The organism is Streptomyces rishiriensis (assembly GCF_003112535.1).
Classification (GTDB): Bacteria; Actinomycetota; Actinomycetes; order Streptomycetales; family Streptomycetaceae; genus Streptomyces; species Streptomyces rishiriensis.
The window spans coordinates 151,073-176,173 of the sequence record NZ_BEWA01000001.1; the positions used below are offsets into that span (position 1 = coordinate 151,073).

Here is a 25,101-nt window from a genome sequence, read left to right on the forward strand (position 1 = left end):
CCCACACCACCCACCCCACCCCCACCACCAACCCCACCCCCAACCTCCCCACCAGCCTCGACGCCCACTTCCACCACTACATCGAACTCGACACCCCCTGCTGGATCCACAGCACACCCACCCAAGACCACAGCAACACCCACCGCCTCGTCCACGTCCAGGCCATACAGAACAACACCCCCGCCTTCACCGCCACCATCGCCCTCACCACACCCTGACCACCCCCGACCACCACCGACCACCCCCGGCCCCGCAGCCCACCAGCCGGGACCACACACCCGCCCACCGACCCCAGCCCAAACCTCCGCCACAACCCCCCACCCCAGGCCACCGCCCGCTCCGCCAACCGCCACCCGCGAACACGCCCGCCCCGACGTCGCCGCGAACACCGACGACGCCGTGCCCGCCCGCTGGCAGCCCCAGGTGCGCAAACGCCGGCAGAAGCAGACCGCCACCACACGCGGCATCACGCCGGCCGTGGCGTCAGTCCCACGTCCGCGCGGTCGCCGCGAAGAGACCCGGATCGCTGTGCACGGGGATCACACACACCAGGTGCCCGCCCGGCGCCCTCAGGACGTGGCACTGGAGCCAACAGGACACCTCCGTGGCGCCGAGCCCTACAAGGCGCTCGACCTCGGCGCCCACGTCGTCGGTTTCGACGTCGATGTGCATCCGCGGCGGACCGTCAACCGCCTGAACCACCGTCGCCAGCCCGTCCACCGCATCGACCAACCTCATGAACTGGGGCTCTGCCGCATCGGGACGCGCCGACACTCCCAGCGCGGCCGACCAGAACCCGGCCGCCGCCGAAGCTTCCTCGTCGGGGGCGTCGATGATGAGGGCGTACATGCGCGATCGGTGCATGAACGCCACCATAAGGGCTGCCCGGCAAGCCCCCGGGGCGCATCAGCGGACCAGGCCGAGGCGGAGAAGGAGCGACTCAACGAGGAGATCGCCGAGCTGAGGCAGCCCTCCGACGCGGCCCAGCGGTGGCAGGCGCCACCCGCACCCGACGAGCAGACGGCCCCGGCTCCGGCCTCGTCGCCCCAGCAAGGCCACCGACAAGGGCGGCATCGACAAACTCCGCGAGCGCCCGCAGGGCAAGAAGTACAAGGAGGGCGAGCAATGGCCGGCCCTCCAGCGCCCCACCTGGCGGCCCGACATCCGCGCCGCCGTCATCTCCAAGGCCCGGGTCAACATTCACCGCAAACTGCGCAACATGGCCACGATGACGGGCCTGTACCCACCCGCCGTACTCTCCGACTGCGCCGTCTACCCCTCACCAGGGGAGAGCCCGCTGGACTTCCTCCCGTACGCGGCATTCCGGCAAGCCGCAGCCGGGCGGGTTCCCGCCTCGGGCCCACGCCGGGACCGGCGAAGCCGGAGGGCGTCCAGTCCATGCTGTGGGCAGTCGACCTGATGGAACAGGGCTACGACCCCGCCCGCCACATCAAGGGCGGCGACGCCGTCCTCGACGAAGGCGAGGAGGCCATGGGGGAGATCGACGACGCCATCGAACGCGCGGACCGGGAGAGCTTCACCCGCCAGCCGCCCAAGACCCTCCAGGCCCGCATCAACTTCCTGATCAAGCAGCTCAAGACGACCAAAGCCGTCGCGGCGGAGCTCGGGGTCAGCCAGCGGTCAGCGGAGCGCTACCGCAAAGACGAGCGCAAGCACCCCCCGAAGAACACCACCGCGAAGATCGACGACGCCGTGCGGCGGCGCTGGCAGCCCCAGATCCGCAAACGCCGGCGCAAGCAGGCCGTCACGACCGGGATCACGGGGAGACCCGGGCCCGGTTCGGCTACACCGCACCCATCGGCACCACCGACGACGCACGCTTCCGCCGCCTCACCGTCCGTCTGCCCGCGGCCTACGCCCAACGCCTCCTTCAACGCCCGCGACGCCGGAGCCGGCGACCAGCAGCTGCGCCAGATCATCGCCGAAGGCTTCAAAGACGTGTACTTCCAGAACAGCGGAAACCGCGCCACCGCACTCACCGACATCACCCCCAACGACATCGACTACCTCGACATCGACTACTGACCCGGCGCCGGCTCGCAGGCCCAGCACCTGCTTGTTGAGCCGACGCACGGTAGTTGTCACACAGGCACGCTTGTCGTCACCGGCGTAGTGGTGCGGCTGTTCGGCATCACCGAGCAGACCGCCATGCGCTACCTCGGCGCGGACCTCCCGGAACGCACCGCCAAGCTGCCCAGGTAGCCCGCCTGGTTCAGCCCTGGACGGTAGCGAGCCAGTCGGTCAGCAGGCTGTTGACCTCGTCCGGGCGTTCCTGCTGGACCCAGTGGCCGCAGCCGTCCAGGAGGTGGGAGGCGGACAGAGCAGCAAGAGCGGCGGCAGGTAGTGGTTGACCAGGTCCGCTGCTGTCTCGGCGTCGTCGACGGTGACGACGAAGCGTGTCCCGCGGGTCAGTTCGAGCCAGAGAGCGTCGCCTTCCCTGAGGGAGACCGCCCGCATGCCAGGCTTCCATCGGTAGCCCCAGCCCCCCACTTCCATGGGCCGGGTCCAGCGAGCCTCGGCGCGTGCGATCCGGTCCACCGTGATCTTGCGTCGAAGAAAGGGTGCAAGGGCTGAGGCCACCGTGACGCCGTTTGCGGACACGGTCACCTTGATGCCGCCGGTGACGAGGAAGGCGGCTGCTGCGGTCAGAAGGATGAGACTGACAGTCCGGTACTCGTCGACGAATGCGGCCACCGTGACGAGGGCGATGGCGAGAACTACGCCGACAGCGAGCATCCAACCGCTGTACTGCGACCGGTACCAGACCGTTCGCTTGTCGTCGTGCTGAGAGTGCATCAGTGCCTCCGTGGGAGAAAGCGGCCTATGAGCGCGATTGCGGTGCCAATGGCGAGCGCGATGAAGAACTGGTGGAGAGGGACAGAGACGTCCTGGCCGTCAGCGGACTTGGTGCTGGCCTGCAGCAAGGCATACAGCAGATATGCCGTTGCCATGGCGACCGCCCAGGCAAGGGTCACGATCGTGCGGAACGAGCCTGGCGCACTGTCCTCGTCGTCGCCGGCCAGCGCCCAGACCAGGAAGAGAACGGCCTCGATGACGAAGACCACCAGGCCTCGGCGGAGGCCACGTACACCCGCCGCCGCGGCAGCAAGGCTGGTTCGCCTGCCCCCTCTGCTGCGGCCGGCGGCAGGAACCAAAGGCGGACAGTGCCGTCTGCGCCGCTTCCTGGAAGCAGTCCGCTATCCCACCCTGACGACGTTCGCCCGCGACGCGGGCCTCGATCCGGGCACGGTGACCCTGCAGATCCACAAGCTGGAACAGGACCTGGACGGCGAGCTCCTTTCCCCTGCGGAGTCAAACACCCCAAGCAGCTCACCCGCCTTGGCAAGAAGGTCGTGGCCGCCGCGGCGCCGTATACCGACCAGCTCGGTGATCTCCACGGACCACGCCACAAGCCGAAGGCCCTCGCCTCGCCCGAGCTGCGATAGCCCGCGGGCATGAGCAACGGTGAATCTGGGCGGTTCCTCCTGCGCGGGCCGCGAGGCATCTGGATCATGGGAGGGGGTGTTCTTCGCCCGCGTCGAGGAGTTCGGTCACGAGCCGACGGGCGTACGCGGCGTCGAGTCCGGCCGGGCGGAAGAGGATGCGGTACATCATGGGGGCGACCACGCGGTCCATCGCCGTCTCGACGTCGGGAGTGTTCTCCTCGCGGCCGATCGCGCGGGCGAGGACGACGTCGATCTGTTCGGCCGCGTAGGCCGAGCACCGACCGGCGTTGCTGCCGTCCGGGTCGCCGAGCAGAGCGTCACGGATGTAGGCGCGGCCGGAGGGGGACGACATCTCGTCGAGGAACTGTTCGGCCCAGGCCGTCAGGTCGGACAGCAGGTCGCCGTGGTCCTCCGGCGCGGTGTCGGGCCTCAGGCGCTCCACCGCGACGTCCGACAGCAGCTCCTGAAGGTCGCCCCAGCGGCGGTAGATCGTCGAGGGGGTGACTCCGGCGCGCTGGGCGACCAGCGGGACGGTCACCGCGTCGCGGCCCCGCTCCGACAGGATGTCGCGGACGGCGGTGTGCACCGAAGCCTGGACCCGTGCACTGCGCCCACCGGGGCGCACCATCGGCTTACGACTCATGACTCCACCTTAAAGCACGGTTATTGCGTTTAGGTGGAGTGTGTCGGTTCGACGGCCGCGCCAGGCCTCCCTCGCCGGTCTCCTCGCTGCGGGCATCCGGTCCTGATCCCGACCGGAGCCGAACAGCATATGGGCCGGTCCGGAACCGTCCGGCCCGCACGCCGCTCTCAGGCGGCCGGCGCTAGCGACCGGGCGGACTGCGTCCGCTCGTACGCGTGGCCCACCCGCAGCAGTTGCCGCTCGCCGAAGGGCCGCCCGAGCAGCTGCATGCCGATCGGCATGCCCGCCGTGTCGTGGCCCACCGGGACGGACAGAGCGGGCACTCCGGTGATGTTGGCCGGGGAGGAAAGACGCACGTAGGCGTCGGAGACAGCCTCGGTCGAGCCGTCGGACCAGGTGACGCTCTCCTGGCCGGCCTTCACCGCGGTCATCGGGACCGTCGGGGCGGCGATCACGTCGACCTTCTCCAGAACGCGAGCCCATTCCTCCTGCATCAGCGTCCGGGAGCGCTGGGCACGCAGATAGTCGCCCGCGCCCATCAGCTCACCGGCCTCCAGGAGGATGCGGACGTCCGCCTGGTACAGCTCGGGGACCGTGCGCAGCGTGCCCTCGTGGTAGGCGGTGGCCTCCGGAACCATCAGCCCCCACTGCGTGGCGTGGATGTACCGGGTCATCGGGATGTCGATCTCGACGAGATGGACGCCGAGCGTCTCCAGCTGCGCGATGCCCCGGCGGACGGCGGTCTCCACCTCCGCGTCGACATGGTCGAAGTAGTAGTTGCGCGGTACCCCGACGCGCACGCCCGCCAGGTCCGGCTCCCGTTCCGGCCGATGGTCGACGGCGGAGGTGTCCAGCGAGGCGGGGTCACGCGGGTCGTGCCCGGCGAGGACGTTCAGGACCAGGGCCGCGTCCTCGACGGTGCGGGTGACCGGGCCGACGTGGTCCAGCGACCAGGACAGTGACGTGACGCCGTGGCGCGGCACCAGCCCGTAGGTCGGCTTGAGGCCGACGACCCCGTTCAGCGCGGCGGGAACCCGGATCGACCCGCCGGTGTCGGTGCCTAGGGCGAAGGTCGCCGCCCCGGCCGCCACCGCGACGGCGGACCCGCCGCTGGAGCCTCCCGCGACCCGGCCGCGGTCCCAGGCGTTGCCGGTCTGCGGGGTGGTCAGGCCGTAGGCGAACTCGTGGGTGTGGGTCTTGCCGACCAGGACGGAGCCTGCGGCCCGCAGCCGGGCGGCGACCGTGCTGTCGGCGCCGGCGCGGTGGCCGGCCCGGACCCGGGAACTGGCGCTGGTGGGCGAGCCGGCGACGTCGATCAGGTCCTTGAGCCCGGCCGGGACGCCGTGCAGCGGCCCCCGGAACATGCCGCGGGCCGCTTCCTGCTCGGCCTCCCGCGCCGCGCCGCGGGCCTGCTCAGCGGTGACCGCGACGTACGCCCCGACGTGCGGGTCCACCTGGTCGATGCGTTCGAGGACCGAGTCCACCAGCTCGACGGGGGACAGCCGGCGGGCCCGGATCTGCTGCGCGGCGTCGGCGAGGGTCAGCTCATACGGCTGCATCGCGCTTCTCCTTTCCGGCACGGTAGGCGCCGGCGGGCGGGGTGTCCCCGAAGTCCAGCTCACGCAGGACCGAGACGACGGAGTGGATGTGGCCGGCGGTGGCGGCGACCGCGGCGTGGCGGTCATCGGGTAGCGGAAGTCCGGCACGGGCGGTCCAGCGGGCGGCCTCGGGCGGCGTGAGTTCAGCGGAGGACACAGGCTTTCTCCTGATCAGGGGCGTGGCGACGAAGCACCCCGTAGCAAAAGCTAACGGTTTGCTTTAACTCGACTGTAGGCCCTACGGTCGAGTTAAAGCAAATACATTGCATTTACGGAAGGAGTCCCATGCCCGGCGTCATCTGCGACGCACCCTCGGCGTCCGACGCACCCGCGCACATCGCTCATCAGGCCACCCGCACCCGTACGAGGAGGCGCACGGCTTCCTTCGCCCTCGACGTGTCGATACTCGCGGCCCTCCTGGCCGCGTCCAGCGCTCCGACCCCGCTCTACCCTCTCTACCAGGACCAGTGGGGCCTCTCCGCGCTCGCCGTCACCGTGGTCTTCAGCGCGTACGCCCTGGCCCTGTTGCTGGCCCTGCTCACCACCGGAGCGCTCTCCGACCACCTGGGGCAACGCCCCGTCCTGGCAGGCGCTTTGCTCATGGCGGCCGCCTCCATGGTCCTCCTGGCCTCAGCGGACGGCGCGGGCTCCCTGACCATCGCCCGGGTCCTGCAAGGAGCGGCCACCGGCGCGGCCACCAGCGCCGCGGGCGCGGCACTCCTCGACCTGGAGAACCCCCGGCGCCCGGGCCGATCCGCCCTGGCCAACAGCGTCACCCCGGTCGCCTGCATAGCCACCGGCGTGCTCGTCTCCACCCTGCTCGTCCGTTTCGCCCCCGCCCCCACCGTCTTCGTACTGCTGGCGGCGTTGTTCCTCGCCCAGGCGATCGCGGCCACCTTCACCACGGAGACGGCCCACCGCCGCGTGGGAGCGCTGCGGTCGCTGCGCCCGCGGGCCGGCGTCCCGCCCCCGGTCCGCCGCACCCTGCTGGCCGCGGGCGCCGCTGTGGGCACCGTCTGGGCGCTGGGCGGCTTCTACTCCTCCCTCGGCCCGGCCCTCGTAGGCCTGGTGGCCCCCGACGCCCCGCAAGCAGCCCGTGGCATGGTCTTCTTCACCCTCAGTGCCACTGCCGCGCTCACCGTATGGGCGCTGCGGCGCACGCCGCCCCGCGCCATGGCGATCGGCGGCTGCCTGTCCGTCCTGCCCGCCGCGGCCCTGACCCTGAGCGGTCTGCACAGCGCCGGGCTGCCCGCCGTCTACGGCGGCGCGGTGCTGGCCGGCATCGCCTTCGGCGCCGTTTCCCAGGGGGCGCTGCGTATGCTCCTCGCCTCGCTCGACGAGCGGGACCGCGCCGCGACACTGGCCGCCTACTACATCCTCAGCTACCTCGCCATGAGCCTGCCCGCCGTCGCCGCGGGCGCCGCCACCCAGCACTACGGGCTGGGAACCACCTCACACGCCTACGCCATCATCGCCGCTCTCCTCGCCCTGGCGGCCCTGGCGGCCCTGGCGACACTCACCGCGTCACGACGCGTAGCGGCCCGCCCCGAAGCCGACCGCTTCCGCTGAAGCGAACAACCAACCGCTTCCGCTGAAGAGATCAAGGGAAACGACACACAATGCACACCTCCCCCGCCACCACCCCCATCCCCTCCTGGACCGTGGGCGGCGTCACCGTCCACCGCATCGACGAAGTCGCCCTGCCGCCCGCGACCGGACCCTGGCTGCTGCCCGACGCCACCCCTGAGATGGTGACCGCCCAGGACTGGCTGCTCCCCCACTTCGCCGGCCAGGACGGGATTCTGCACATCGACAGCCACAGCTTCGCGTTCGTCGTGAACGGGCTGCGCGTTCTCGTCGACACCGGCATCGGCAATGGCAAGGAGCGGGCCAACCCGGCCTGGCACAACCTGCGGACCGACTTTCTGGAGCACCTCACCGCCGCCGGTTTCCCCCCGGACTCCGTCGACCTGGTGATCCTCACCCACCTGCACGCCGATCACGTCGGCTGGAACACACGGCAGGTGAACGGCGAATGGGTCCCCACCTTCCCCAACGCCCGCTACCTCACCTCCCGCGCCGAACGGGAGTTCTGGGCCACGTACGACATGGAGGAGGCACGCGAACAGATGTTCCGCGACTCCGTAATCCCGGTCGAACAGGCGGGTCTGCTGAGCACGGTCGACGTCCCGCACAAGGGGGCCGAGATCTCCCCCGGCCTGCGCTTGATCCCGACACCCGGCCACACCCCCGGCCACGTCGCGGTGAAACTGACCAGCCAGAAGGAGACGGCGCTGATCTCCGGCGACTGCGTCCACCACCCCGTCCAGCTCGCCCACCCCGTCATCGGCGCCTGCGTCGACATCGACCCGCGGCAGTCCGAGGCCACCCGCCGCGAGCTGCTCGGCTCCCTCGCCGGCACGGACACCCTCCTCCTCGGCACCCACTTCACACCGCCCACCGCCGGCCGCGTGGTCGCCCACGGGGACGCCTACCGACTGGATCCCGTCCCCGCTTCCTGATTGCCGTTGCCACACTGAGCCTTTTCCAACCTGCAGATTCGGTACGGTAGTTGGGGTGACAGACGAGTGAAGCCCCTGGTAGACGGGTTCACGACCAAGATCACCCGTTCCGCCAGAGGCTTCACGTGCTTGTCTACCCGTCCGGGCTGGACCTGTCCAGCCCGCACCTTCGTTTCCTCACTGCCCGCCTCCGGGAACGCCGCCGCGCGATCGGCAGCCGGTGGCGCCGGCTGAGCGCCGGCCGGCAGGCCCTGCTCACACTCGCCCACCTGCGCAACGGGCATCCGTACGCCCAGCTCGCGGCCGGGTTCGGCATCGGGACCACGACCGCCTACCGCTACATCACCGAGGCCGTGGACGTCCTGGCCGCTCTCGCACCGAGCCTTGCCGAGGTTGTACAGAGCGCATCGACGAAGGCGTTCGTGCTCCTGGACGGGACGCTGCTGCCGACAGACCGGATCGCCGCGGACCGGCCCTTCTACTCCGGCAAACACAAGAAGCACGGCATGAACGTGCAGGTCCTGGCCGACCCGGCAGGCCGACTGCTCTGGGCCTCACCAGCCCTGCCCGGCGCCATCCACGACGTCCGCGCCGCCCGCGAGCACGGCATCATCGACACCCTCGCCGATGCCGGCATCAAGCGCTGGGCCGACAAGGGCTACCGAGGCGCCGGAGGCACGGTCCGCACCCCCTGCTGGGGTCGCTGGGAGACGCTCTCCACAGGTCAGCAGGCCGTCAATCGATCCCACGCGAAGATCCGGGCCCTCGTCGAACCCGCCATCGCCACCCTCAAGACCTGGCGCCTCCTGCGCAAACTCCGCTGCTCGACCACCCGCATCACCCACCTCGTCCAGGCAGTCCTCACCCTCCACCTCACCGGCTCGAACTGAGGTTGGAAAAGGCTCACTGTCCTACCAAACTTCGTGGGTACTGGTTAAGAGGGCGTCTCACGTGGCAAGTTTCGCGAGCTTCTTGTAGCAGGTCAGGGCAGCGGCCAGGCCGAGGAAGGCGAGGAAGTGCGAGCCCTTTCGTTCGTATCGGATGGTCAGGCGGCGGTAGCCGAAGAGCCAAGCGATCGACCGCTCGATCTTCCAGCGGTGCCGACCAAGGCGTTCGCCGGACTCGACGCCTGGTCGCGCGATGCGCGCGACGAGCCCACGCTCGCGCAGCCAGCTGAGGTGTTCGGCGGAGAAGTACGCCTTGTCCGCACGGAGTTTGACGGGCCGGTGCCGCCGTGGTCCCCGGCGGGACCGGACGGCGGGGATGCCGAGGATGAGCGGCTTGAAGGCGAAACTGTCGTGCATGTTCGCACCTGACACGGCGACGGCGAGGGGGATGCCCTGGGCATCGGACAGCACGTGCAGCTTGCTGCCCTTCTTGCCGCGATCGACCGGGTTCGGCCCCGTCAGCGATCCCCCCTTCTTGGCGCGAACGGAGGCCGCGTCGACGATCGCCGAGGTCCAGTCCACCTCGCCCCGGACCCTGAGTTCGTCCAGCACCGCCCGATGCAGCCGACGCCACAGGCCGACCTCGGTCCATACCGTGAAGCGGCGATGCGCGGTGGCGGAGGATGTGCCGAACGTCGGCGGCAGATGCCGCCAGGCACAGCCGCTGGTCAGCACGTACACCACTGCGGTGAACACGGCCCGCTCGTCACGTGGAGCGGTCCCGCCACCTTGCGGTCGAGCCGCGAACAACGGCAGTAACGGGGTGACCAGCTCCCAGAGTTCATCAGGAACCAGACGCTTCGACAGATCAGCACTCACGGCCGGCAACATGCCGCTCGAACATCAAGTTACGTGGGACAGCCTTCTATGCCTTGACTGATGCGGCCGATCTGGCGGCCTTCTCGATCTTCGCGCAGTAGGCGGTGCGGGCGTCCTCATCGATCTGCATCTCGTGTTCGGGGCGCATCCCGGTTCGGCCGTCGACGCCTTCACGCAGGATATCGGCGTGCCCGGTATGCCGGTTGGTCTCGCCGAGGACGTGGACCAGGATGGCGAACAGGTTCGTGTTGGAGTAAGGCTCCGGCCACCACGGCACGTGGCCGGGGGCATCGAGGGCAAGCTCGTCGATCGTCGCGTCTGAGTGTTCCCACGTGCGCCGGTAGGACTCGATGATCTGATCGCGCGCCTCGTCCTCAGCCGCCCACAGATCGCTGCCGTCGTGGTCCTGCCACCGGGGCAGCGGTTCCGGGGACGGCCGGTCGAAGACCTCGCCGAAGTACCTGGCCTCGACGCTGGCCACGTGTTTGACCAGGCCGAGGAGGTTGGTCCCGGTCACTGTCAAAGGTCGGCGGGCGTCGTACTCGGACAGGCCGTCGAGTTTCCAGAGCAGCGCCTTGCGGTCCCGCCGCAGTCTCTCGTGCAGGCTGTTCTTCGCGAATTCATCGATCATGCAGCATGCCTCGGCATCAGCGTCACACCCGCCGAGTTCCGCGCCCTTCCGATCACACCCAAAACCTTCCACGGTGACTGGAACTACACGCTGTCTCCCGTTCCACCGCGAGCGCCAGACGCGCCGGCAACGACACACCAGGCCGACCCGGCCCTGACCGCGATGCTCACCGACCCGGCCCTGACCGGCATGTCGCGAACCGACTTCGAGCATCTGGTGGCGGTCTCGGAGCCTTTCTGGGATGCCTTGGCCGAGGCAGCATTCCAGCGACGCTTCCACCGCCCGCGCAGCTACCGGCACCCACAGACCAGCAGCGTGGACCACACCCACCGACTGCTGGCAGCCCTCCTCCGCCGCCGCAGAGCGGTGACCATGACGTTCCTGGCCCAACTACTGGACGTCAACCGCACCAACCTGTCCATCCAGTACCAGGACGCAAAACGGCTCCTGGACCTGCACCGGATCCTCGTCACGCCGATACCAGGATCGCCCGCCCGCACATTGGAACAGCTACACGCCCGAACTACCCTCGCAGGAACCCGTCGCTGACAGTTATTGAAATACGGGCCCCGGCGGTTCCGGAGTACTGCCTTTGCACCCCGGCCGACCGCAGGCCCTTCTTCAGGAAGCCGGTGTCGTCGACGATCAGCACCGCGTCTCGGTCGCCGAGGTGTTCCACGACGTAGTCAGAGCAATCGTCAAGAGTTGTGGGTGAAGTCTTGGCTCGGGGTTCTTTTGGAGCGTCGGGGCGCCACGTGCTCGGTGAGGCTGAGCCGTACGACTGATGGACGCACGGGCTTCGACCGGGGCCCGCGCGTCGCTTCGCGGCGGTCTCGGCGAAATCGGACAATGCGAGTCTGAGGCAGCATATCCGGTGATTAGGGCGGGCGAAGGCGGCCATGGCCAGGATGAGCGGACCAGAAGGACAGCCCGTTCACGCGGGGAAGATCATGGGCTGGGTGTCGAAGGTGTTTCAGCTCCACCCCGAGGGCGTGAATTGGCCGCGAGCGGTGTTCTTCCTGGACATCGCGCTGGTGCCACTGGTCGTTTTCTGGGCGATCGGGCATGAGGAGTACCTGCTCAGCGCGTTGTTCGGCCTGCTGTTTGCCTGGCTGGACGACCCGGGCGGGGGCTTCGGGCACCGTGCGTCACACGTCGCCGTATTTGCGCTGATCGGCGCAGGGCTGACGGCGCTGGGGTTCGGCATCGGCGGAGAGGCTTGGGGTTGGTTGGTGCTGGCCGCCTTCGCAGTCACCCTGGTGGCGGGGCTGGCAGTCGCTTTCGGGGTTCGCAGGTTCGTGACCGCCCTGCTTCTCAATGTCTGGTTCATCCTCGCCCTGTCGCTCGCGTTCAGCTTCCAGCAACATGCCCGCATCACCAGCTACACCTGGGGTCAGGTTCTTGCGTGGTCCGGGGGGTCGGTGTTGTGGATCGTGGTGACGTTCATCGGGTGGCTGATCCGCGGGCGCGAGGACCGGCCCCAGCCGATCGCGGAACTCCCTGGCGACACTTCGCGCCAGAAGCTGACCCTCCCGAAGGTCATGTTCGCGGTGATCCGCGCCATGGCCATCGCCGGCAGCGTCGCGCTGGCATTCGGACTGAACCTGTCGCACGGCGTCTGGCTGCCGATCGCGACCATGATCGCGCTGAAGCCGAGCCTGGAGCAGGCCACGCTGGTCAGCGCGCAGCGCCTTGCCGGAGCGTTGATCGGTGCCGTCGTGGCTGCGCTGCTGCTGCTGATCCCGACCAGTGAACACGGACTGAGGCTGTTCGCGGTCGAGCGCGGACTCGAAGTGGTCGCGCTCGTGTTGTTCATGCACGGGGTGGGGATCCGCTTCTTGAACTACGCGCTCTACTGTGCGGCCATCGCGGCGGGGGCGCTCGTCCTGATTGACCTCCCGCAACCCTCCGACTACGCCGCCGAGGGCTACCGGGTGCTGTGGACGTTCTGCGGTGTGGGGATCGGTGTGCTCGTCATGCTGCTCGCCGGCCTGCTCGCCAAGCGCACCGCCCAGACAAGGTCACAGCAGGAACGAATGGGAACCTGACCGCTGTCGCCCCCATCATCAACGGTTCCAGTCTGCTTAATCCGTGCTCTTCCGGCCGGCCGCAGGATGTTGGCTGAGGCGGACCGCGCCCACGATGACCTTGACGGCCAGGCCAAGGATGATCAAGTCGGCCAGCATCTGCGCGGTGACCACCAGCCGCGCTCCCTCGGTCTTGGCGGTGATGTCGCCGAATCCGACGGTAGAGAACACAGTGACGGTGAAGTAGAGCCCGTCGGTATGAGAAAGGTGCCCGCCGAAGCTGCCGGGTGTCACCGAGGCAATCGAGACGTAGGTGGCCGCGAACAGCAGCAGGAAGAACGGCACGCTGGTGGCCAGCGCCTCGACGGCCCGCACACCCGGCCCTGAGGAGCGCATGATCGAGCGAACCTGTAGGACGACCAAGGCGATGAATCCCGCGAGCCCGATGAGGAGCTTGGTGACGGCGGCCGCCGCCGAGGAGCGATCGAAGGGGATCAGGTATTACGCGCTCACCAGCGCAGCCACCGAGCCGACCACGCGCAGCAAGATCCACAGGATCCTGCGAGAAGAGGGCCACCCCTCCACTCCTGAACGCACGCTCGACACGGCGCTCCGCGCCGACTCTGCCCGCTCGTCACCCGACTCGCCTGGGGGCTTGCCCTTCTCCCGCACAATGCACCTCCTGGCACGATCACCTGGAATGGTGACCAGCCGGAGCGACATCACGTGGAAGCGACACGCGGTCCAGGATTGCGAGCTTCAACGGTGCTACTCAGGCCGCAACCTCCTCAGTGCGTTCGACCAGGACGCCGTTCTCGAAGCGTGCGCCGGCTCGGACCAGCGGGACCAGGTGTGCGCCGGTGATCGCGCGCCAGCGGGCTTGGGCGGACTCGACGAGCTTGAACACCATCGCGAGGGCGGCGGCTGGGCTGCCAGCGCCTCGGGTGACTTTGGTGCGGAGTTTGACGGTCGAGAAGGTCGACTCGATGGGGTTCGTGGTCCGCAGGTGGATCCAGTGCTCGGCCGGGAAGTCGTAGAACGCGAGCAGTTCCTCCCGGTCGTCGGTGATCTTCGCGACGGCCTTGGGCCACTTGGCGCCGTAGGTCTTCGCGAACGCATCGATCGCCTTCTCCGCGTGGGTGCGGTCCTCGGCGTTGTAGATCTCCTGCGCGGCCTTCGTCGACCCGGGTTGGGCGGACTTGGGCAGGCAGTTGGTGACGTTGCGGGCTTTGTGAACCCAACATCTTTGATGCCGGGCGGCTGGGAACACCTCAGCCAGCGCCTTCCATAGGCCCATCGCGCCGTCGCCGACCACCAGCTCGGGGTCGCGCATGCCGCGGCGTCGGCAGTCGCGCAGCAGGTCCGCCCACGACTCTGTCGACTCGCGCAGCCCCTCGGCCAGGGCGATCAGTTCCTTGGTGCCGTCCAGCCGCACCCCGAGCACCACCAGGACGCACGAGTGGGCCTGGCCGAGGCGAACCTTGGGGTGCACGCCGTCGGCCCACACGTAGACGTAGTCCCGGTGGGACAGGTCCCGATCCTGGAAGGCAGCATGGTCGTCCTGCCATTGCTTCGTCAGCCGCGTCACGGTCGCCGCCGACAGTCCGGCGGTGCCGCCGAGGAACTGCTCCAGCGCGGGCACGAAGTCCCCAGACGACAGGCCGTGCAAGTAGAGCAAGGGCAGTACCTCGGACACCTTGGGCGACTTGCGGCACCACGGCGGCAGAATCCTCGAGGAGAACCGCTGCCGCTCGCCAGAGGCCTCGTCGACGCGCCGGTCGTTCACTCGCGGGGCCTCGACCTGGACGGGTCCGGCCGCGGTCACGACAGTGCGGGGCCGGTGGTGGCCGTTGCGGACCACCAAGCGGTGCCCGTGCTCATCGGTCTCGGCGGCCAACTCGGCTATGTACTGGTTGACTTCGGCCTCCAGGGCGGCGGCGAGCATCCGGCGGGCGCCTTCGCGGACGATCTCGTCGATCAGGGAGCCGGACTGTCTGGAGCCTTCATCGGTGACTACGCTGAGCATGGGCGTGCCTTCCCGACCCGCGCTGCAACGCGGGCCTACTCGGTGACCAACACAGGATCGTTCGGGAAGGTACGCCCTCCGCGTTTTATCCCGAAGCCGATCCACAAGTCCTGAGCATTGCTCACGTAGTCACGGACGTCGTCCAGGACCTCGTCCGCGTCCCACTCGATCCGGTTCAGCATCCGCTGGATCCGGTCCGGGCCGTCGTGACCGGCCTCCTCGGCCACCGTCCAGCCGTTCTTGCGCTCCAGCGGAGCAATCAGCCCCCGCATGTAGGCCAGAGCCGACTCCCGCGGCTCCGACCTGTTGAAGCGGTACACGAACCGCTCATGCAGAGCAGTCAGTTCACCCGCCCACCATCTGACATCAGCAAGGTCCCCACCCATAACCACACCAACGACCGACCTGGCCAGCAGTCACGACAGACACCGTTGCAGTACTAGGCCGGACGGTGATGTACGGCGTGTCGAGCAGCGGGTTCGACGATGTACCGCTCACCAGCCTCTTCCGTCTGAAGTCCCTGACCGGCTTCTCCTTGCTGGCCTGGCGCGCGGCCGATCCGGAGCGAGCAAGGCAGGACATCGCCGAGGTCACGGACTACTCGGTGGCCGGACGTCTGCGCACGGCGGTCCATGCCCGGCTCCCGCTCACCGAGGCGGTTGAGGCGCACCGCCTGCTGGAAGAGCGGTCGAATCTCGGCCGGGTCCTGCTCCTGCCCTGACGGAGCGTCCTTTCCCCACAGAAGCGCAGCAAGGGCCTCCCGCTGCGTGGCCGGGCTCGCCACCAAACGCCCAGGGTCATCGCCCCGGAGTGGTCCGTCCCGTCCCTGACGGTTGTGAGGCGTCGGTGAGGTCGGCGCCGGTGGCGGCGTCCCGCTGGAAGTGGTCGGTGCCGTGCCAGCGGCGGCCCGGCCTGGACTACGCGACGCTGGACGACCTCTCCCGGTTCCTCGCCCTGCACTTCTGGGCCGACCTGGAAGCGCATCATCCTGGGATCCACTCGCTGCACCTGCCGGCGCAGGTGGCGGTGCAGTGCAAGCAGCGGGCCCAGACGAAGACCGTGCGGCGACGCCGCAGCGACGGCACCTACGACGAGGTCGTGTCCCCCCGCCTGGACGGCTCCGCTCTGCTGATCGCGGTCCGGGCCCTCTACCTGGATCTCGCCCGATGGGCCGGGGAGGAGCCAGCCCGCTGGGGCCCGTGGGTCGGCCCTGCCCGATCAGGGAGGCCGACCTCAACGTCAAGAAACACGGCCAGCGGGTCAAGGCCCGCATGGACCAGCGCACCCGGCAACGCCTGCCCGCCCTGCCGACGGTGGTCCGCGCTGCCAAAGAACTCTGGACAACGCCCAGACCCGACTGCACGCCGTCCACATCGCTCCGGTCGGCGGCCGGTTCGAGGTCCTCGGCGAGACTTTCACCCGCACCAAAAGGCCAGGATCCACCTGGGTCTACGACGTTTGCGGGCGACGCCGGGACCTGGCCCAGCGGGAGCGCCGGGCCTTCTGGCGATGGGCCATGGTCGAATTCCTGCAGCACACCGGAGCCCGGATCGAGGAGATGCTGGACCAGCCATCACAGCCTGATCCAGTACCGACTGCCCACGACGGGCGAGGTCGTGCCCCTGCTGCAGATCGCCCCCTCGAAGACCGACCAGGAGCGCGTCCTGCTGGTCAGCCCCGAACTCGCCGACGTCCTGAGCACCATCATCACCTGCGGGAGCAGACGTGTCCGGGACCCGCGGACCGGCGCCGTCCCGCAGGTCGCCGCCTATGACTACAACGAACGCGTATGGAATCCGCCCATGCCGCTGCTGTTCCAGTACGACCGCAGCGGCGAGATCTCTGCCATGAACGGCGAGTTCCTCCGCAAATGCCTCAACGACGTCCTCGGCGCCACCGGCCTGACCGACGCCGAGGGCTGCCCCCTGGACTTCGACCCGCACGACTTCCGGCGCATCTTCATCACCGACGCCATCCGCAGCGGCCTCCCCCACACATCGCCCAAGTCATCGCCGGACACCCCGACATCAACACCACCATGGGCTACAACGCGATCTACCCGGCCGAAGCCACCTAAGCCCACCGCGCGTTCATCACCCGCCGCCGAGCCCTGCGCTCCAGCGAGGAAACCGCACCCCCACATCCGAGGAATGGGACGTCTTCCTCGGCCACTTCGAACGACGCAAGCTCTCCGTCGGCATCTGCGCCCGCGCCTTCGGCACCTCCTGTATCCACGAACACGCATGCTTCTCTGAACCAGTAACTACGGTCCGTTGAGGCAGTCGGCAAACCTGTGGCACATGAGTACCGTCCCGGGCCAGGATGCGGCTATGCGTGATGTCCAGAGCGATCCCGAGTTGCAGGATCTGGTTCGGCGGTTCGTCACGCCTGATCGGCGATACCTTCGGTTGGGCGGGAGCGTTTTCCGGTTGAGCCCGGTCGAGCGCTCCGCGTTTGTGCGGGATCTGGCTCAGGCTGCGTACGAAATCACTCCGGCGGAGCTCGGCGTCCTCTTCGAGGGTGGATGGCGCGAGCGCAAGACTGCCGCCTGGCTGGTTGCTGTGGCCCACAGGTCCGAGTTCCGCGAGCTCATAGGCCGGCTCCTGCTGGCCAGCGAGGGGCCGTATGCGGGCGCGGCATACTGCGTCGCCCTTGCGAAGTTCGGTACTGCAGCGGATGCCGAACTGCTCAGCGCATACCTTGATCACTACTTGTCGCGTCCCGACCTCGACTACGACCAGGCAGTCGTCCTTGGGACGCTTCTGTACCTCGATGAGATTCTCGGCTCCGAGTACACGACACGGTTCCTTGCCCCGGCCGGTCCCTGGGACCGATGGCTCGAAGTCCGGGCCGTGGCGGCTCTCGACCCGCATGACTGTCGGCAGGCCGTGCAGCAACTGTGCGCTTTCGTCGACGAGACCGCTGAGGTCTTCGCCTCGCTGGCCTGCGGGAGCTGATCATGACCGAGCGGGACATCATCCTCAACGAACTCGCCCAAGGACTGCGCCCGATGTCACAGGGCATCGAGTGGTTCGACACCCACAGCCCGGAGGAGCAGGCCGAGATACTCCTGTTCCTGCGCCACCACTGCGTGCAGGCGCGCGCCGTCACCGAAGACGGACCGGAGAGCATCCGACGTGCCGGGCTGCGCCCGACGCACACCCCGGCGGTCTTGATCACCTGCGGCCCGATCGACCAGCAACTGGGGAAGATCGCCGGCCTCACCCCTGTCGACGAACGACGCAAGGCGTTCCGGCTACTGGTCGAGGTCCTCGCGGTCGCAGACGAACGGCGCCGCGAACGCTTCTGCTCCGGCGGATGCGGTCACTGGTGGCATAACCTGCCCGTCGCCGACGGGTGAGGACGAGTCCCCCGCCGCTGGCCTCCGCCCCTGGACTCCATGTGCGGCAAGACGGACTGACGGCAGTGTTCATGCGCTCGTGTCGTCGGCGGCGGAGTCGATCACCGCGCTCAGGGCCTGCAAGGCGCCATCGTATTGGTGGCGGTCGAACTGGAACGGACCGAATGCCACGTAGTCGCGGGTCTTGCGGTGGGGTTGCTCGAAGGCGTCCCAGGTTACGAGATCCGCTGTCGCGGTGATGCGGGCCATGAGCGGCCAGCACCCCCACTCACCGCATTCACAACCGAGGACGGGGGTCTTCGGCCCCATCGCGCTAGTGGACAGTCCGAGGAAGTGGTCCTGCATCGGGCCGAACCGGAAGAACTCCGGAATCAGACCACCGTAGGCATCACCTGCAGGCTGCATCCCGGCCGCGATCTCGTACTCATCGATCAGCTCGGTGAGTGGTGCTCCGTCGATGTGAGGGACGACCACGAGCAGACCCCTGTCGCCACGGTGCTGGCAATCGAACCGGATCTCATTGCTGATCATCCCGCGATTGTCTCAGCGACCCTGCTCCCTCCTTCTGGGCGGGGTGAGCCGGGGCCTTGCGCGACATGCCGAGGTTGATCGCCACGCTGCCGGGCGCGGAGTCGATCTGGTCGATTCTGGATTCGGCGCCGGCGAGGCTGACGCGCAGGCCCTCGATTTCGCCGAGCCAGCCCTCTTTCTTGGCTTCGGCGATCCGGTCGAGGAGGTTGTCGCGGATCTCCACTAGGCGGCCGCGCTGGGCGGGGTCGGGGCGCAGGAGGGAGCAGCGGACAGAGTCAGGAGCGCCCGTGCTCGCGGTTGAGCTCGTGGTAGCCGCGGAAGTCGAAGAACCGCAGGCCGTCGATCACCGCTCCAGACAGGATTTCCGGCAGGGTCCAAGGGTGGGGGGTGTAGTCGTCCGTTGCCACGCCTCCATGCTCAAGCAGCAGCGCGATCATTCGGTGAACCTCTGCGGTGCCGTCGATCCGCCCGGAGATGTCGATCTGCACCGCCCAAGTGGGGTGATGTCCGACGGCCGCTTCAAGGATCGCCACATCCTCGGGATCCCAATCGGAGAAGAGGTAGCCGGTCTGCTCATCGTCGATGTCGATGTAGAGGTTGCCGTCCAGAGTCCACGGATTGCGCTGCTCGGGCAGATGCCGATTGAGCGAGGCGACGGTCGCAGCTCGCTCACCTGCGGGAAACACGAAGACAGTTCGCATGGGTTGGAGCGTAGGCAGTTCAGCTTCGTGGCGACCATGGATTTCAGGGATGGTGCTGGTCCGTCGACGTAGTGGTGGTGCGGATGGCGACGTCGGCGAAGGTCGGCATGCCGAGATCGACTGTGGAGGGTCGGCGGGCTGCTTCGGCATCGAGCTGGTCCAGCTTGCCTTGCGCGCCGGTGAGGCTGACCTGGAGGCCCTCGACTTCGCCCAGCCATCCTTCCCGCTCCGCCTCAGCGATCCGGGCGATCAGGTTGTCACGGATGTCGATCAGCCGTGACCGTTGGGCCGGATCAGGCCGGAGGAGCGAGCATCTGACACAAGCGTGCTCATGGATGCAAGGGGATCCGAAGGCGCGTGCGCATGTACCGATGGACACCTTCCGCTTCTCGAAGTGGGAGAGGAAGGCGTCCCACTCCTCCTCTGTCGGGATGCGGTACTCCTCCCCGGGGCGGGAGGCCCGCCGGCGGGCGATGAAGGCTCGGTGGGCCTCGATCGTCTCGGCAGGGTAGACCGCCTTGTATCCGATCGTGGTGTCGATGCTCTTGTGACCGCAGATGACCTGGGCAATGTGCGGGGGCAGTCCGTTCATGATGGCGTCGGTGACGAAGATCCTCCGGAAGTCGTGGGGAGAGAAGAACAGTGCCTCACCGTCGGCGTTGGTCAGCCCGGTCGCGGCCAGCGCATTGATCAGCAGTTTGCGGATCGCGGTCGGTGTGAAAGCGCGATGCTCGGAGCCGACGCCACGCTGGAACAGCAGTGGCATCGGCGGGTTCCAAACTTTCTCACGGACGTCGTAGGCGGCCACCAGCGGAACCATCCCGCTGGGGCCCCGCAGCCGACTGATGATGGCGCTGAGAACGTCGGCGAGTTCCGGGCTGACCAGCAGAAGTCGCTCGGTGTCGGTCTTGGATGGAGCGATCTGCAGCAGCGGGACGACCTCGCCGGTGGACGGGAGCCGGTACTGGGTGACGCTGTGGTGAGTGAGTTCCAGAAGCTCCTCGTTGCGAACACCGGTCAGACGCAGGACTTCGATCACGGCGAACGCCCAGAACGCCTCCTCTTCCTCGTACGAAAGATTCCGCCGACGCCCACTGGAGCTCTCCTCGGCCCAGGTGAGGTGGCCCGCAGCCTTCGGGGCAATGGTTCTGCGCAGGGCGCCGTCCGTGCCTGGGATCAGCTCCCCGGGCTCGGTGTCTCGCGCCGCCTGGAGCAGGCCGGCGGCTTCGCGGCGCCGCCGGTCGGTGGCGCTGACCAAGATGGGGAGGACGGGAAGCCGCTCGCGGGTGCGCTGGTCCATCCGGGCTTTGCGCCGCTTGCGTTCCTTTGCCTTGTGGATCTCGTCGTCGCTGATCGGGCAGGGCACGGCCCATGGCCCCCAGCGGGCCGGTTCCTCGGCCGCCCATTGCGCGATGTCGAGGTAGAACGCTCGGACGCGCATGAGTTCGTCTTTGGCGTTGAGCCGCGGGCTGGTGACTTCAATGCTCTTGCCGTCGGGGCCGACGACGTTGCGCCTTTTGACCTTCAGGTCGTCTTTCCAGGCGCGAGCCACCGCCGGGGGTAGCCGCAGAGAGTCGATTCCTGGTGCCAGATCTTCGATGCGGGCCCAGAACAGGCCCGCGAGCGTTCGGGAGATCGCGTCCAGGCTGGTGAAGTCCAGCGATGGCTGGCGTTCGCGCAGATAGTCCACGATCACGTCGCGTACCGGTTGGCAGCGGATCTGGTAGCGGTCCACCAGCTCTTCGATGCTCGACTGGCCCAGGGCGAGCCCGAAGGCGCGGATCGTGGCCGGGGCGTCCTCGGGGAAGATGCCCATAGCCCGCAGCCGCAGGTAGAAGTCGACCTTCTTCTGTCCGCCGCGGGCGTGCACCCGGCGCTGGGTATCGATGAGCTCCACGCAGTCGCCGACAGTGATGTCGTCGATCCGCCCGCCCTTGCAGGCCAGCAGGATGGCGATCCGCGTCGCGGCGGTCTGCGCATCCTGGCGCGCGCTCGCCGGCCCGGCGGCGGCCAGCTGGCGCAGGCGCGCGAATCCATCCGGGTCCCGGGTCTCGGCCATCACAGAAGCGAGATATCGGTGCGAGCGGGTGAGCATCCACGGCAGAGCCGGACGAATGACGTCTCCGCAGATCAGCATGAGCAGCCCAGAGGCCAGGTCCTCCCGGTCATGCGACGGTGAGGGCCCGTGCTTGCTCAGCCACCGCTTGGGGATCTCCACCCAGGAGGCTCCGGACAACCCCTCGGCTCCCGTGGCCATCCAGCGCTGCTGCCAGGTATCCCCGGGCCGGCTCGACAGCCAGCGCAGCAACTTGATCACCCCGCGGCGGCGTCCCGCTCGGGTGCCGTTCGCCACCGGAAGGAACGGCGCCATCGTCAGGTGTCGCAATGTCTCCTCAGACGACTGCGCGGTCTGGGGCCACCACCGTTCCGCGGTCCGGGCCGGGAACTGCTCCCGCAGTCGGCTGTTGCGCGCCTGGGCCTGCTCCGCGCTCGGGTTCGTGATCTCCAACGGCTTGCGCGTCGTGTGCTTGACGACGGCCGTCATGACGAGCGCCCGAACAAGACCTCCAGCGACGCCGGATCGTAGCCTGGTGCTGGCGGCGGTGGCACCGGCTGGATGCTCGTGCGGGCCTGGCGTGCGTGATGCGCCAGCACGCCGGCCACGACCTCGTCCTTGTGCGGCGTCAGATAGACCTCCGTGGCGGACAGGTGAGCGTGTCCGAGCACCCACTGCACGTCGGACAGCGTCAGCTTCGTGTCGCGCACCATCCGGGCGGCCGCGCTGTGCCGGAGGTCATGAAGGGTCCAGTCGGCGCCGAGCGAGGCGTTGACACGCTCGAACATCCGGTGGGCGCCGTGGTAGGTCAGGGGTCGGATCGGATCTCGCCGTGTCCACCACACCGGCTGGGTGCGTCCTCGCACAACCTGGCCTTGTACCTCCTGCTGGTAGAGGCGCAGCCATACGAAAGCGTCCGCAGATGCCGGCACCTGCTGGACTGCCCGCGAGCCCTTGCGCACCACGCTGATCAACTGCTGGCCAGGGTCGACATCGCGCTGACGCATGCCGATCAGTTCCGAAGCCCGCACCCCGGTGGAGATCCAGAAGGCGACCAAGGCCCGGTCGCGGTTGGAGGGCAGCGCCGCGAACAGTTTGTTGAACCATGCTTCCGGAATCGAACGCGGGATTCGCCGCGGCAGGCTCGGCCGGTACCGGCCCACGCGCTCAAGCTTCCAGCCGGCCATCGGATTGTGGTGCGCGTGAGCCCGTCCAGAACGGCGGGCAAGATCCAGCGGGAACGGGTTGAGCAGCGGGCCGGTCCCCGCATCGCGGTGCACGTCGTAGAACCGGCGCAGGACCGTCTCGCTGTGCACGACGGTGGCCGGAGCGTACCCGGATCCGGTCGACGGTTTCCCGGTCACCGGGTTCGCGGCACCGGCTTCCCCTACCGCCCGCGGCCCCTGGGCCTTGACCTTCCTGGGTTTGACGGTCTGCTGGATCCAGCAGCTGAAATCCCGGGCTTCCCGGCGGGTCGCCCGATCCCAGGGAACATCCACGGCCTGCAGGAAACGCCACCACCGCAACAGATCCATCCCGTAGGAGCGAACCGTTGACGGCGCTTTCCCGGCCGCCAGCAACTCCTGGAAGTAGACGGCGACCGGCTCGACGGCCGCTCCGTCGGGATCGATCAGCCGGTACGGCTCGTACCGGTTGCCGGTCTCCATCAGCCGACCCCACTGGGGAACCGCCAGGGCTGCCAAATCTCGTTGGGGAGCATCCTTCATCACGACCGGTGAACGTAGTGCCCAATGACTCCATCCGCCCACTGAACTGGGCAATAACAGGCTTCGTTCAGTCAACGGGGCATCCGTTGCTCCATACTCCGCCCCGACTCTGCCCAACGAGGCCGCCTCACGGAGATCCGCGACAACCTTCTCGCCCGGATCACCGAAGCCGAACGCGAAGGATGGCTTGGCGAGATCGAAGGACTCGAGATCAGCCTCGCCGGAGCCCAGGACAAACTCAGCTTGCTCAATGCAGAGCAAGCCCGCGCGCGGCAGACCGTCGACCTGGGGATGCCCTCCTATGCCGACCTCGCCGGACGCACCTCTACGGCCGACCACCCGTGACCACGACGCTCCTGGATCACTCGCCGCGCGAGCGCAGATGGACCACACTCATGACGGCCGGTGCACTGATCGCTGGCTTGTTCACAAGAAGCGACAGTAGATATTCACCATTTCCGGAGGCGGTCACGAGGGCTGCAGCGTTCGAATTGTTCACGAGCTACGGCAGCCCCATTGCCGATCCTCAGTGGCGGTACGCGGCTGTCGCGATCTTGATGAATGATCGGGTCAACGGGTTGGTGTCTCCTTCGTTACACACCGCCACCACTCGGCTCGGCGCCATGTCGATCAGCGGCACCACGGTGAACTCCGCGGGCAGGTCGTGTCCGAGCGGGGCCAAGCCGACCGTGCCGTTCCACAGCACAGCCTGCAGGCATTCCTGGACGGCGCGCACCACTGGTCCCTCCCGCGGCCTGCCACCGTTCCAGTACGACTGCCAGATGGGGTCTGTGTCCTGCGGGAACTGGAACCACCGGCGGTCGCGCAGCTCGGCCAGCCGCAGCTCATCGCGGCGGGCCAGCGGATCGTCGGCGCGCAGGACCACGCCGACCGGATCGGTCCGCAGCGTACGCACCGTCAGGGCGGTCTCGTCGAACGGTGCCCTGGTGAGGGCGACGTCGACCAGTCCAGCGCGCAGTCCGCACGTCGGGTCAGTCAGATCGGTGTCGCGGATGCGGATGTCGACTCCGGGGTGGTTTCGGCGGTAGGCCGCGGCCAGCCTGGCCACGCCCGGGTCGGTGCCGTCGCCCAAGATGCCGACGGTGATAGTCGCGACGCCGGCTGCTGCGCTCACACGTACCCGGACGCGGTCGGCGTGGTCGAGTAGGGCTCGCGCCTCGTCGAGCAGCACCGCGCCCACTGGAGTGAGCGTGACGCCGGTGGTCGAGCGGGCGAAGAGCAGGGCCCCGACCTCGGCTTCCAACTGCTTGATCGCCCGGCTCAGCGGCGGCTGACTCATATGCAGTCGGGTGGCGGCCCGGCCGAAGTGGAGTTCCTCGGCGACCGCCACGAAGTAGCGCAAGGTCCGTAGCTCCACGCTGCAACAATACCCATGAGGTATCGGCTCTGCTGAATGGGTCTTGGACACCGGCGAGGTCCCGGCGGTGCACTCGTGACCATGACCGAAAAAGCGAAGACCAGCGAGCCGCAGGCCGACCCCGCCGTATCGGTGGTGGGTCCCAACGACGGCGAGACGATCGTTCTGGGCGCCACGCGCATGCGCGTTCTGGAGGACGGCAGCCACACCGGGCACCGCCTCGCGATCGCCGAGTCCGTCCTCGCCCCGCACACGCAGGGCCCGCCGCAGCACCGCCATGGCCAACACGACGAGGGCTTCTATGTCCTCTCCGGCACCGTGCGGTTCACCGTCGGGGACGAGGACTACGACGCCGCCGCGGGGACGCTCGTCATGGTTCCGCCCGGCACCCCGCACACCTTCGCCAACGTGACCGACCAACCCGCCGTCATGCTCAGCACATTCACACCCGACCTGTATGTGCAGTACTTCCGAGACCTTCATGAGGTGCTCGCATCCGGACAGCCGCTGACGCCACAGGCCAACATCGACGCAATGAGCCGCTACGCGACACAGCCCGCGACCGACCTCGCCTGAAGTCGGCGGGACGGAACGGCCCGGCCGCCCTCCTTTCGGCCTCTGGGGCCGTGGCGCTCCCGCCTTTCGCGTCCGAACCCCTCGGACGACG

General features: G+C 68.3%; 22 protein-coding genes and 9 pseudogenes. 13 read left to right on the forward strand and 18 right to left on the reverse strand.

Going from position 1 to position 25,101, the window contains the following annotated elements; translation table 11 throughout:
- Positions 1–218 (forward strand): annotated as a pseudogene (locus tag Sri02f_RS00700) (hypothetical protein); the annotation flags it as partial.
- 265 nt (positions 219–483) lie between these two features.
- On the opposite strand, the gene Sri02f_RS00710 reads toward Sri02f_RS00700, so the two are convergent.
- A complete protein-coding gene (locus tag Sri02f_RS00710) occupies positions 484–864 on the reverse strand; it encodes a VOC family protein (RefSeq protein WP_108999263.1) in 381 nt (126 codons plus the stop codon).
- Between the two features lie 187 nt (positions 865–1,051).
- Between Sri02f_RS00710 and Sri02f_RS00715 the strand changes: the two are divergent.
- Positions 1,052–1,485, forward strand: a pseudogene (locus tag Sri02f_RS00715) (telomere-associated protein Tap); the annotation flags it as partial.
- A gap of 24 nt (positions 1,486–1,509) precedes the next feature.
- A pseudogene (tpg, locus tag Sri02f_RS00720) lies at positions 1,510–2,046 on the forward strand (telomere-protecting terminal protein Tpg); the annotation flags it as partial.
- Between the two features lie 187 nt (positions 2,047–2,233).
- Here tpg and Sri02f_RS42440 read toward each other — a convergent pair.
- The 5 genes and pseudogenes from Sri02f_RS42440 to Sri02f_RS00745 form a co-directional block, all read right to left on the reverse strand.
- Positions 2,234–2,350, reverse strand: a pseudogene (locus Sri02f_RS42440) (alpha/beta fold hydrolase); the annotation flags it as partial.
- Positions 2,351–2,816: 466 nt separating this feature from the next.
- Positions 2,817–3,086 (reverse strand): hypothetical protein, encoded by a 270-nt coding sequence (locus Sri02f_RS00730; RefSeq protein ID WP_108999109.1) that lies wholly within the window; start codon positions 3,084–3,086, stop codon positions 2,817–2,819.
- Positions 3,087–3,531: 445 nt separating this feature from the next.
- Positions 3,532–4,110, reverse strand: a complete 579-nt coding sequence (locus Sri02f_RS00735; protein ID WP_108999110.1) for a TetR/AcrR family transcriptional regulator — start codon at positions 4,108–4,110, stop codon at positions 3,532–3,534.
- A gap of 167 nt (positions 4,111–4,277) precedes the next feature.
- Positions 4,278–5,669, reverse strand: a complete 1,392-nt coding sequence (locus Sri02f_RS00740) for an amidase (RefSeq protein WP_108999111.1) — start codon at positions 5,667–5,669, stop codon at positions 4,278–4,280.
- The gene (locus tag Sri02f_RS00745; protein ID WP_108999112.1) at positions 5,656–5,865 is read right to left on the reverse strand and encodes a hypothetical protein; all 210 of its coding nucleotides are present in this window, start codon (positions 5,863–5,865) and stop codon (positions 5,656–5,658) included. The genes Sri02f_RS00740 and Sri02f_RS00745 overlap by 14 nt, the downstream gene beginning before the upstream one ends.
- A 128-nt stretch (positions 5,866–5,993) precedes the next feature.
- Here Sri02f_RS00745 and Sri02f_RS00750 point away from each other — a divergent pair, with 128 nt between their 5' ends.
- The 3 genes from Sri02f_RS00750 to Sri02f_RS00760 all read left to right on the forward strand — a co-directional run bounded on the left by Sri02f_RS00750 (position 5,994) and on the right by Sri02f_RS00760 (position 9,120).
- A complete protein-coding gene (locus Sri02f_RS00750; RefSeq protein WP_108999113.1) occupies positions 5,994–7,277 on the forward strand; it encodes an MFS transporter in 1,284 nt (427 codons plus the stop codon).
- A 50-nt stretch (positions 7,278–7,327) separates the two neighbouring features.
- On the forward strand, positions 7,328–8,230 hold the full coding sequence (locus tag Sri02f_RS00755) for an MBL fold metallo-hydrolase (RefSeq protein WP_108999114.1): 903 nt from the start codon (positions 7,328–7,330) through the stop codon (positions 8,228–8,230).
- A 125-nt stretch (positions 8,231–8,355) separates the two neighbouring features.
- Positions 8,356–9,120, forward strand: coding sequence for an IS5 family transposase (locus tag Sri02f_RS00760; RefSeq protein ID WP_108999115.1), 765 nt, complete (start codon positions 8,356–8,358; stop codon positions 9,118–9,120).
- A 57-nt stretch (positions 9,121–9,177) separates the two neighbouring features.
- Here Sri02f_RS00760 and Sri02f_RS00765 read toward each other — a convergent pair whose 3' ends face one another.
- Together Sri02f_RS00765 and Sri02f_RS00770 are read right to left on the reverse strand one after the other, a co-directional pair.
- Positions 9,178–10,008, reverse strand: a complete 831-nt coding sequence (locus Sri02f_RS00765; RefSeq protein WP_174855558.1) for an IS5 family transposase — start codon at positions 10,006–10,008, stop codon at positions 9,178–9,180.
- Positions 10,009–10,042: 34 nt separating this feature from the next.
- Positions 10,043–10,627, reverse strand: a complete 585-nt coding sequence (locus Sri02f_RS00770; protein WP_108999116.1) for a DinB family protein — start codon at positions 10,625–10,627, stop codon at positions 10,043–10,045.
- A gap of 9 nt (positions 10,628–10,636) precedes the next feature.
- Here Sri02f_RS00770 and Sri02f_RS00775 point away from each other — a divergent pair.
- A pseudogene (locus Sri02f_RS00775) lies at positions 10,637–11,196 on the forward strand (ISAzo13 family transposase); the annotation flags it as partial.
- Here Sri02f_RS00775 and Sri02f_RS00780 read toward each other — a convergent pair.
- A pseudogene (locus tag Sri02f_RS00780) lies at positions 11,196–11,327 on the reverse strand (transposase); the annotation flags it as partial. The pseudogenes Sri02f_RS00775 and Sri02f_RS00780 sit on opposite strands and share 1 nt — an antisense overlap.
- Before the next feature lie 250 nt (positions 11,328–11,577).
- Here Sri02f_RS00780 and Sri02f_RS00785 point away from each other — a divergent pair.
- A complete protein-coding gene (locus Sri02f_RS00785) occupies positions 11,578–12,675 on the forward strand; it encodes an FUSC family protein (RefSeq protein ID WP_108999117.1) in 1,098 nt (365 codons plus the stop codon).
- 36 nt (positions 12,676–12,711) lie between these two features.
- Here Sri02f_RS00785 and Sri02f_RS00790 read toward each other — a convergent pair whose 3' ends face one another.
- The 3 genes and pseudogenes from Sri02f_RS00790 to Sri02f_RS00800 form a co-directional block, all read right to left on the reverse strand.
- On the reverse strand, positions 12,712–13,050 hold the full coding sequence (locus Sri02f_RS00790; RefSeq protein WP_108999118.1) for a potassium channel family protein: 339 nt from the start codon (positions 13,048–13,050) through the stop codon (positions 12,712–12,714).
- Between the two features lie 326 nt (positions 13,051–13,376).
- Positions 13,377–14,680, reverse strand: a pseudogene (locus Sri02f_RS00795) (IS256 family transposase).
- A 122-nt stretch (positions 14,681–14,802) separates the two neighbouring features.
- Positions 14,803–15,066, reverse strand: a pseudogene (locus Sri02f_RS00800) (transposase); the annotation flags it as partial.
- A gap of 50 nt (positions 15,067–15,116) precedes the next feature.
- Here Sri02f_RS00800 and Sri02f_RS00805 point away from each other — a divergent pair.
- From Sri02f_RS00805 to Sri02f_RS00825, 4 genes and pseudogenes are all read left to right on the forward strand, one after another.
- Positions 15,117–15,401, forward strand: a pseudogene (locus Sri02f_RS00805) (zinc-binding dehydrogenase); the annotation flags it as partial.
- A gap of 895 nt (positions 15,402–16,296) precedes the next feature.
- Positions 16,297–16,935 carry a site-specific integrase gene (locus tag Sri02f_RS41600; protein ID WP_167467460.1) on the forward strand — a complete coding sequence of 213 codons (639 nt, stop codon included), beginning with the start codon at positions 16,297–16,299 and terminating at the stop codon, positions 16,933–16,935.
- 75 nt (positions 16,936–17,010) lie between these two features.
- The gene (locus Sri02f_RS00820) at positions 17,011–17,637 is read left to right on the forward strand and encodes a DUF6000 family protein (RefSeq protein WP_037652290.1); all 627 of its coding nucleotides are present in this window, start codon (positions 17,011–17,013) and stop codon (positions 17,635–17,637) included.
- A 2-nt stretch (positions 17,638–17,639) separates the two neighbouring features.
- Positions 17,640–18,041 carry a DUF5958 family protein gene (locus tag Sri02f_RS00825; RefSeq protein ID WP_108999122.1) on the forward strand — a complete coding sequence of 134 codons (402 nt, stop codon included), beginning with the start codon at positions 17,640–17,642 and terminating at the stop codon, positions 18,039–18,041.
- A 69-nt stretch (positions 18,042–18,110) separates the two neighbouring features.
- On the opposite strand, the gene Sri02f_RS00830 is transcribed toward Sri02f_RS00825, so the two are convergent.
- The 6 genes from Sri02f_RS00830 to Sri02f_RS00860 all read right to left on the reverse strand — a co-directional run bounded on the left by Sri02f_RS00830 (position 18,111) and on the right by Sri02f_RS00860 (position 24,419).
- A complete protein-coding gene (locus Sri02f_RS00830) occupies positions 18,111–18,572 on the reverse strand; it encodes a hypothetical protein (protein ID WP_108999123.1) in 462 nt (153 codons plus the stop codon).
- Positions 18,559–18,795: a hypothetical protein gene (locus Sri02f_RS00835; protein WP_245970251.1), complete on the reverse strand. Its 237-nt coding sequence runs from the start codon at positions 18,793–18,795 to the stop codon at positions 18,559–18,561. The genes Sri02f_RS00830 and Sri02f_RS00835 overlap by 14 nt, the downstream gene beginning before the upstream one ends.
- Positions 18,796–18,847: 52 nt before the next feature.
- Positions 18,848–19,273 carry a hypothetical protein gene (locus Sri02f_RS00840; protein ID WP_086680618.1) on the reverse strand — a complete coding sequence of 142 codons (426 nt, stop codon included), beginning with the start codon at positions 19,271–19,273 and terminating at the stop codon, positions 18,848–18,850.
- 43 nt (positions 19,274–19,316) lie between these two features.
- Positions 19,317–21,818 (reverse strand): tyrosine-type recombinase/integrase, encoded by a 2,502-nt coding sequence (locus Sri02f_RS00845; RefSeq protein WP_108999124.1) that lies wholly within the window; start codon positions 21,816–21,818, stop codon positions 19,317–19,319.
- Entirely contained in the window at positions 21,815–22,996 is a 1,182-nt protein-coding gene (locus Sri02f_RS00850; protein ID WP_245970253.1) for a tyrosine-type recombinase/integrase, read from the reverse strand. The genes Sri02f_RS00845 and Sri02f_RS00850 overlap by 4 nt, the downstream gene beginning before the upstream one ends.
- 586 nt (positions 22,997–23,582) lie before the next feature.
- On the reverse strand, positions 23,583–24,419 hold the full coding sequence (locus Sri02f_RS00860; protein WP_108999127.1) for a LysR family transcriptional regulator: 837 nt from the start codon (positions 24,417–24,419) through the stop codon (positions 23,583–23,585).
- Positions 24,420–24,515: 96 nt separating this feature from the next.
- Between Sri02f_RS00860 and Sri02f_RS00865 the strand changes: the two genes are divergently transcribed.
- Positions 24,516–25,010, forward strand: coding sequence for a dimethylsulfonioproprionate lyase family protein (locus Sri02f_RS00865; RefSeq protein ID WP_174855559.1), 495 nt, complete (start codon positions 24,516–24,518; stop codon positions 25,008–25,010).
- The last annotated feature ends 91 nt before the right edge of the window (positions 25,011–25,101 follow it).

What these genes read in the sequence shown, in the direction of transcription:
- Sri02f_RS00710 (WP_108999263.1), bottom strand. Translation starts at nt 864, where the DNA reads ATGCACCGATCGCGCATGTACGCCCTCATCATCGACGCCCCCGACGAG.
- Sri02f_RS00735 (WP_108999110.1), bottom strand. Translation starts at nt 4,110, where the DNA reads ATGAGTCGTAAGCCGATGGTGCGCCCCGGTGGGCGCAGTGCACGGGTC.
- Sri02f_RS00740 (WP_108999111.1), bottom strand. Translation starts at nt 5,669, where the DNA reads ATGCAGCCGTATGAGCTGACCCTCGCCGACGCCGCGCAGCAGATCCGG.
- Sri02f_RS00750 (WP_108999113.1), top strand. Translation starts at nt 5,994, where the DNA reads ATGCCCGGCGTCATCTGCGACGCACCCTCGGCGTCCGACGCACCCGCG.
- Sri02f_RS00755 (WP_108999114.1), top strand. Translation starts at nt 7,328, where the DNA reads ATGCACACCTCCCCCGCCACCACCCCCATCCCCTCCTGGACCGTGGGC.
- Sri02f_RS00765 (WP_174855558.1), bottom strand. Translation starts at nt 10,008, where the DNA reads ATGTTGCCGGCCGTGAGTGCTGATCTGTCGAAGCGTCTGGTTCCTGAT.
- Sri02f_RS00770 (WP_108999116.1), bottom strand. Translation starts at nt 10,627, where the DNA reads ATGATCGATGAATTCGCGAAGAACAGCCTGCACGAGAGACTGCGGCGG.
- Sri02f_RS00785 (WP_108999117.1), top strand. Translation starts at nt 11,578, where the DNA reads ATGGGCTGGGTGTCGAAGGTGTTTCAGCTCCACCCCGAGGGCGTGAAT.
- Sri02f_RS00790 (WP_108999118.1), bottom strand. Translation starts at nt 13,050, where the DNA reads ATGCGCTCCTCAGGGCCGGGTGTGCGGGCCGTCGAGGCGCTGGCCACC.
- Sri02f_RS00820 (WP_037652290.1), top strand. Translation starts at nt 17,011, where the DNA reads ATGCGTGATGTCCAGAGCGATCCCGAGTTGCAGGATCTGGTTCGGCGG.
- Sri02f_RS00825 (WP_108999122.1), top strand. Translation starts at nt 17,640, where the DNA reads ATGACCGAGCGGGACATCATCCTCAACGAACTCGCCCAAGGACTGCGC.
- Sri02f_RS00830 (WP_108999123.1), bottom strand. Translation starts at nt 18,572, where the DNA reads ATGATCAGCAATGAGATCCGGTTCGATTGCCAGCACCGTGGCGACAGG.
- Sri02f_RS00840 (WP_086680618.1), bottom strand. Translation starts at nt 19,273, where the DNA reads ATGCGAACTGTCTTCGTGTTTCCCGCAGGTGAGCGAGCTGCGACCGTC.
- Sri02f_RS00845 (WP_108999124.1), bottom strand. Translation starts at nt 21,818, where the DNA reads ATGACGGCCGTCGTCAAGCACACGACGCGCAAGCCGTTGGAGATCACG.
- Sri02f_RS00850 (WP_245970253.1), bottom strand. Translation starts at nt 22,996, where the DNA reads ATGGAGACCGGCAACCGGTACGAGCCGTACCGGCTGATCGATCCCGAC.
- Sri02f_RS00865 (WP_174855559.1), top strand. Translation starts at nt 24,516, where the DNA reads ATGACCGAAAAAGCGAAGACCAGCGAGCCGCAGGCCGACCCCGCCGTA.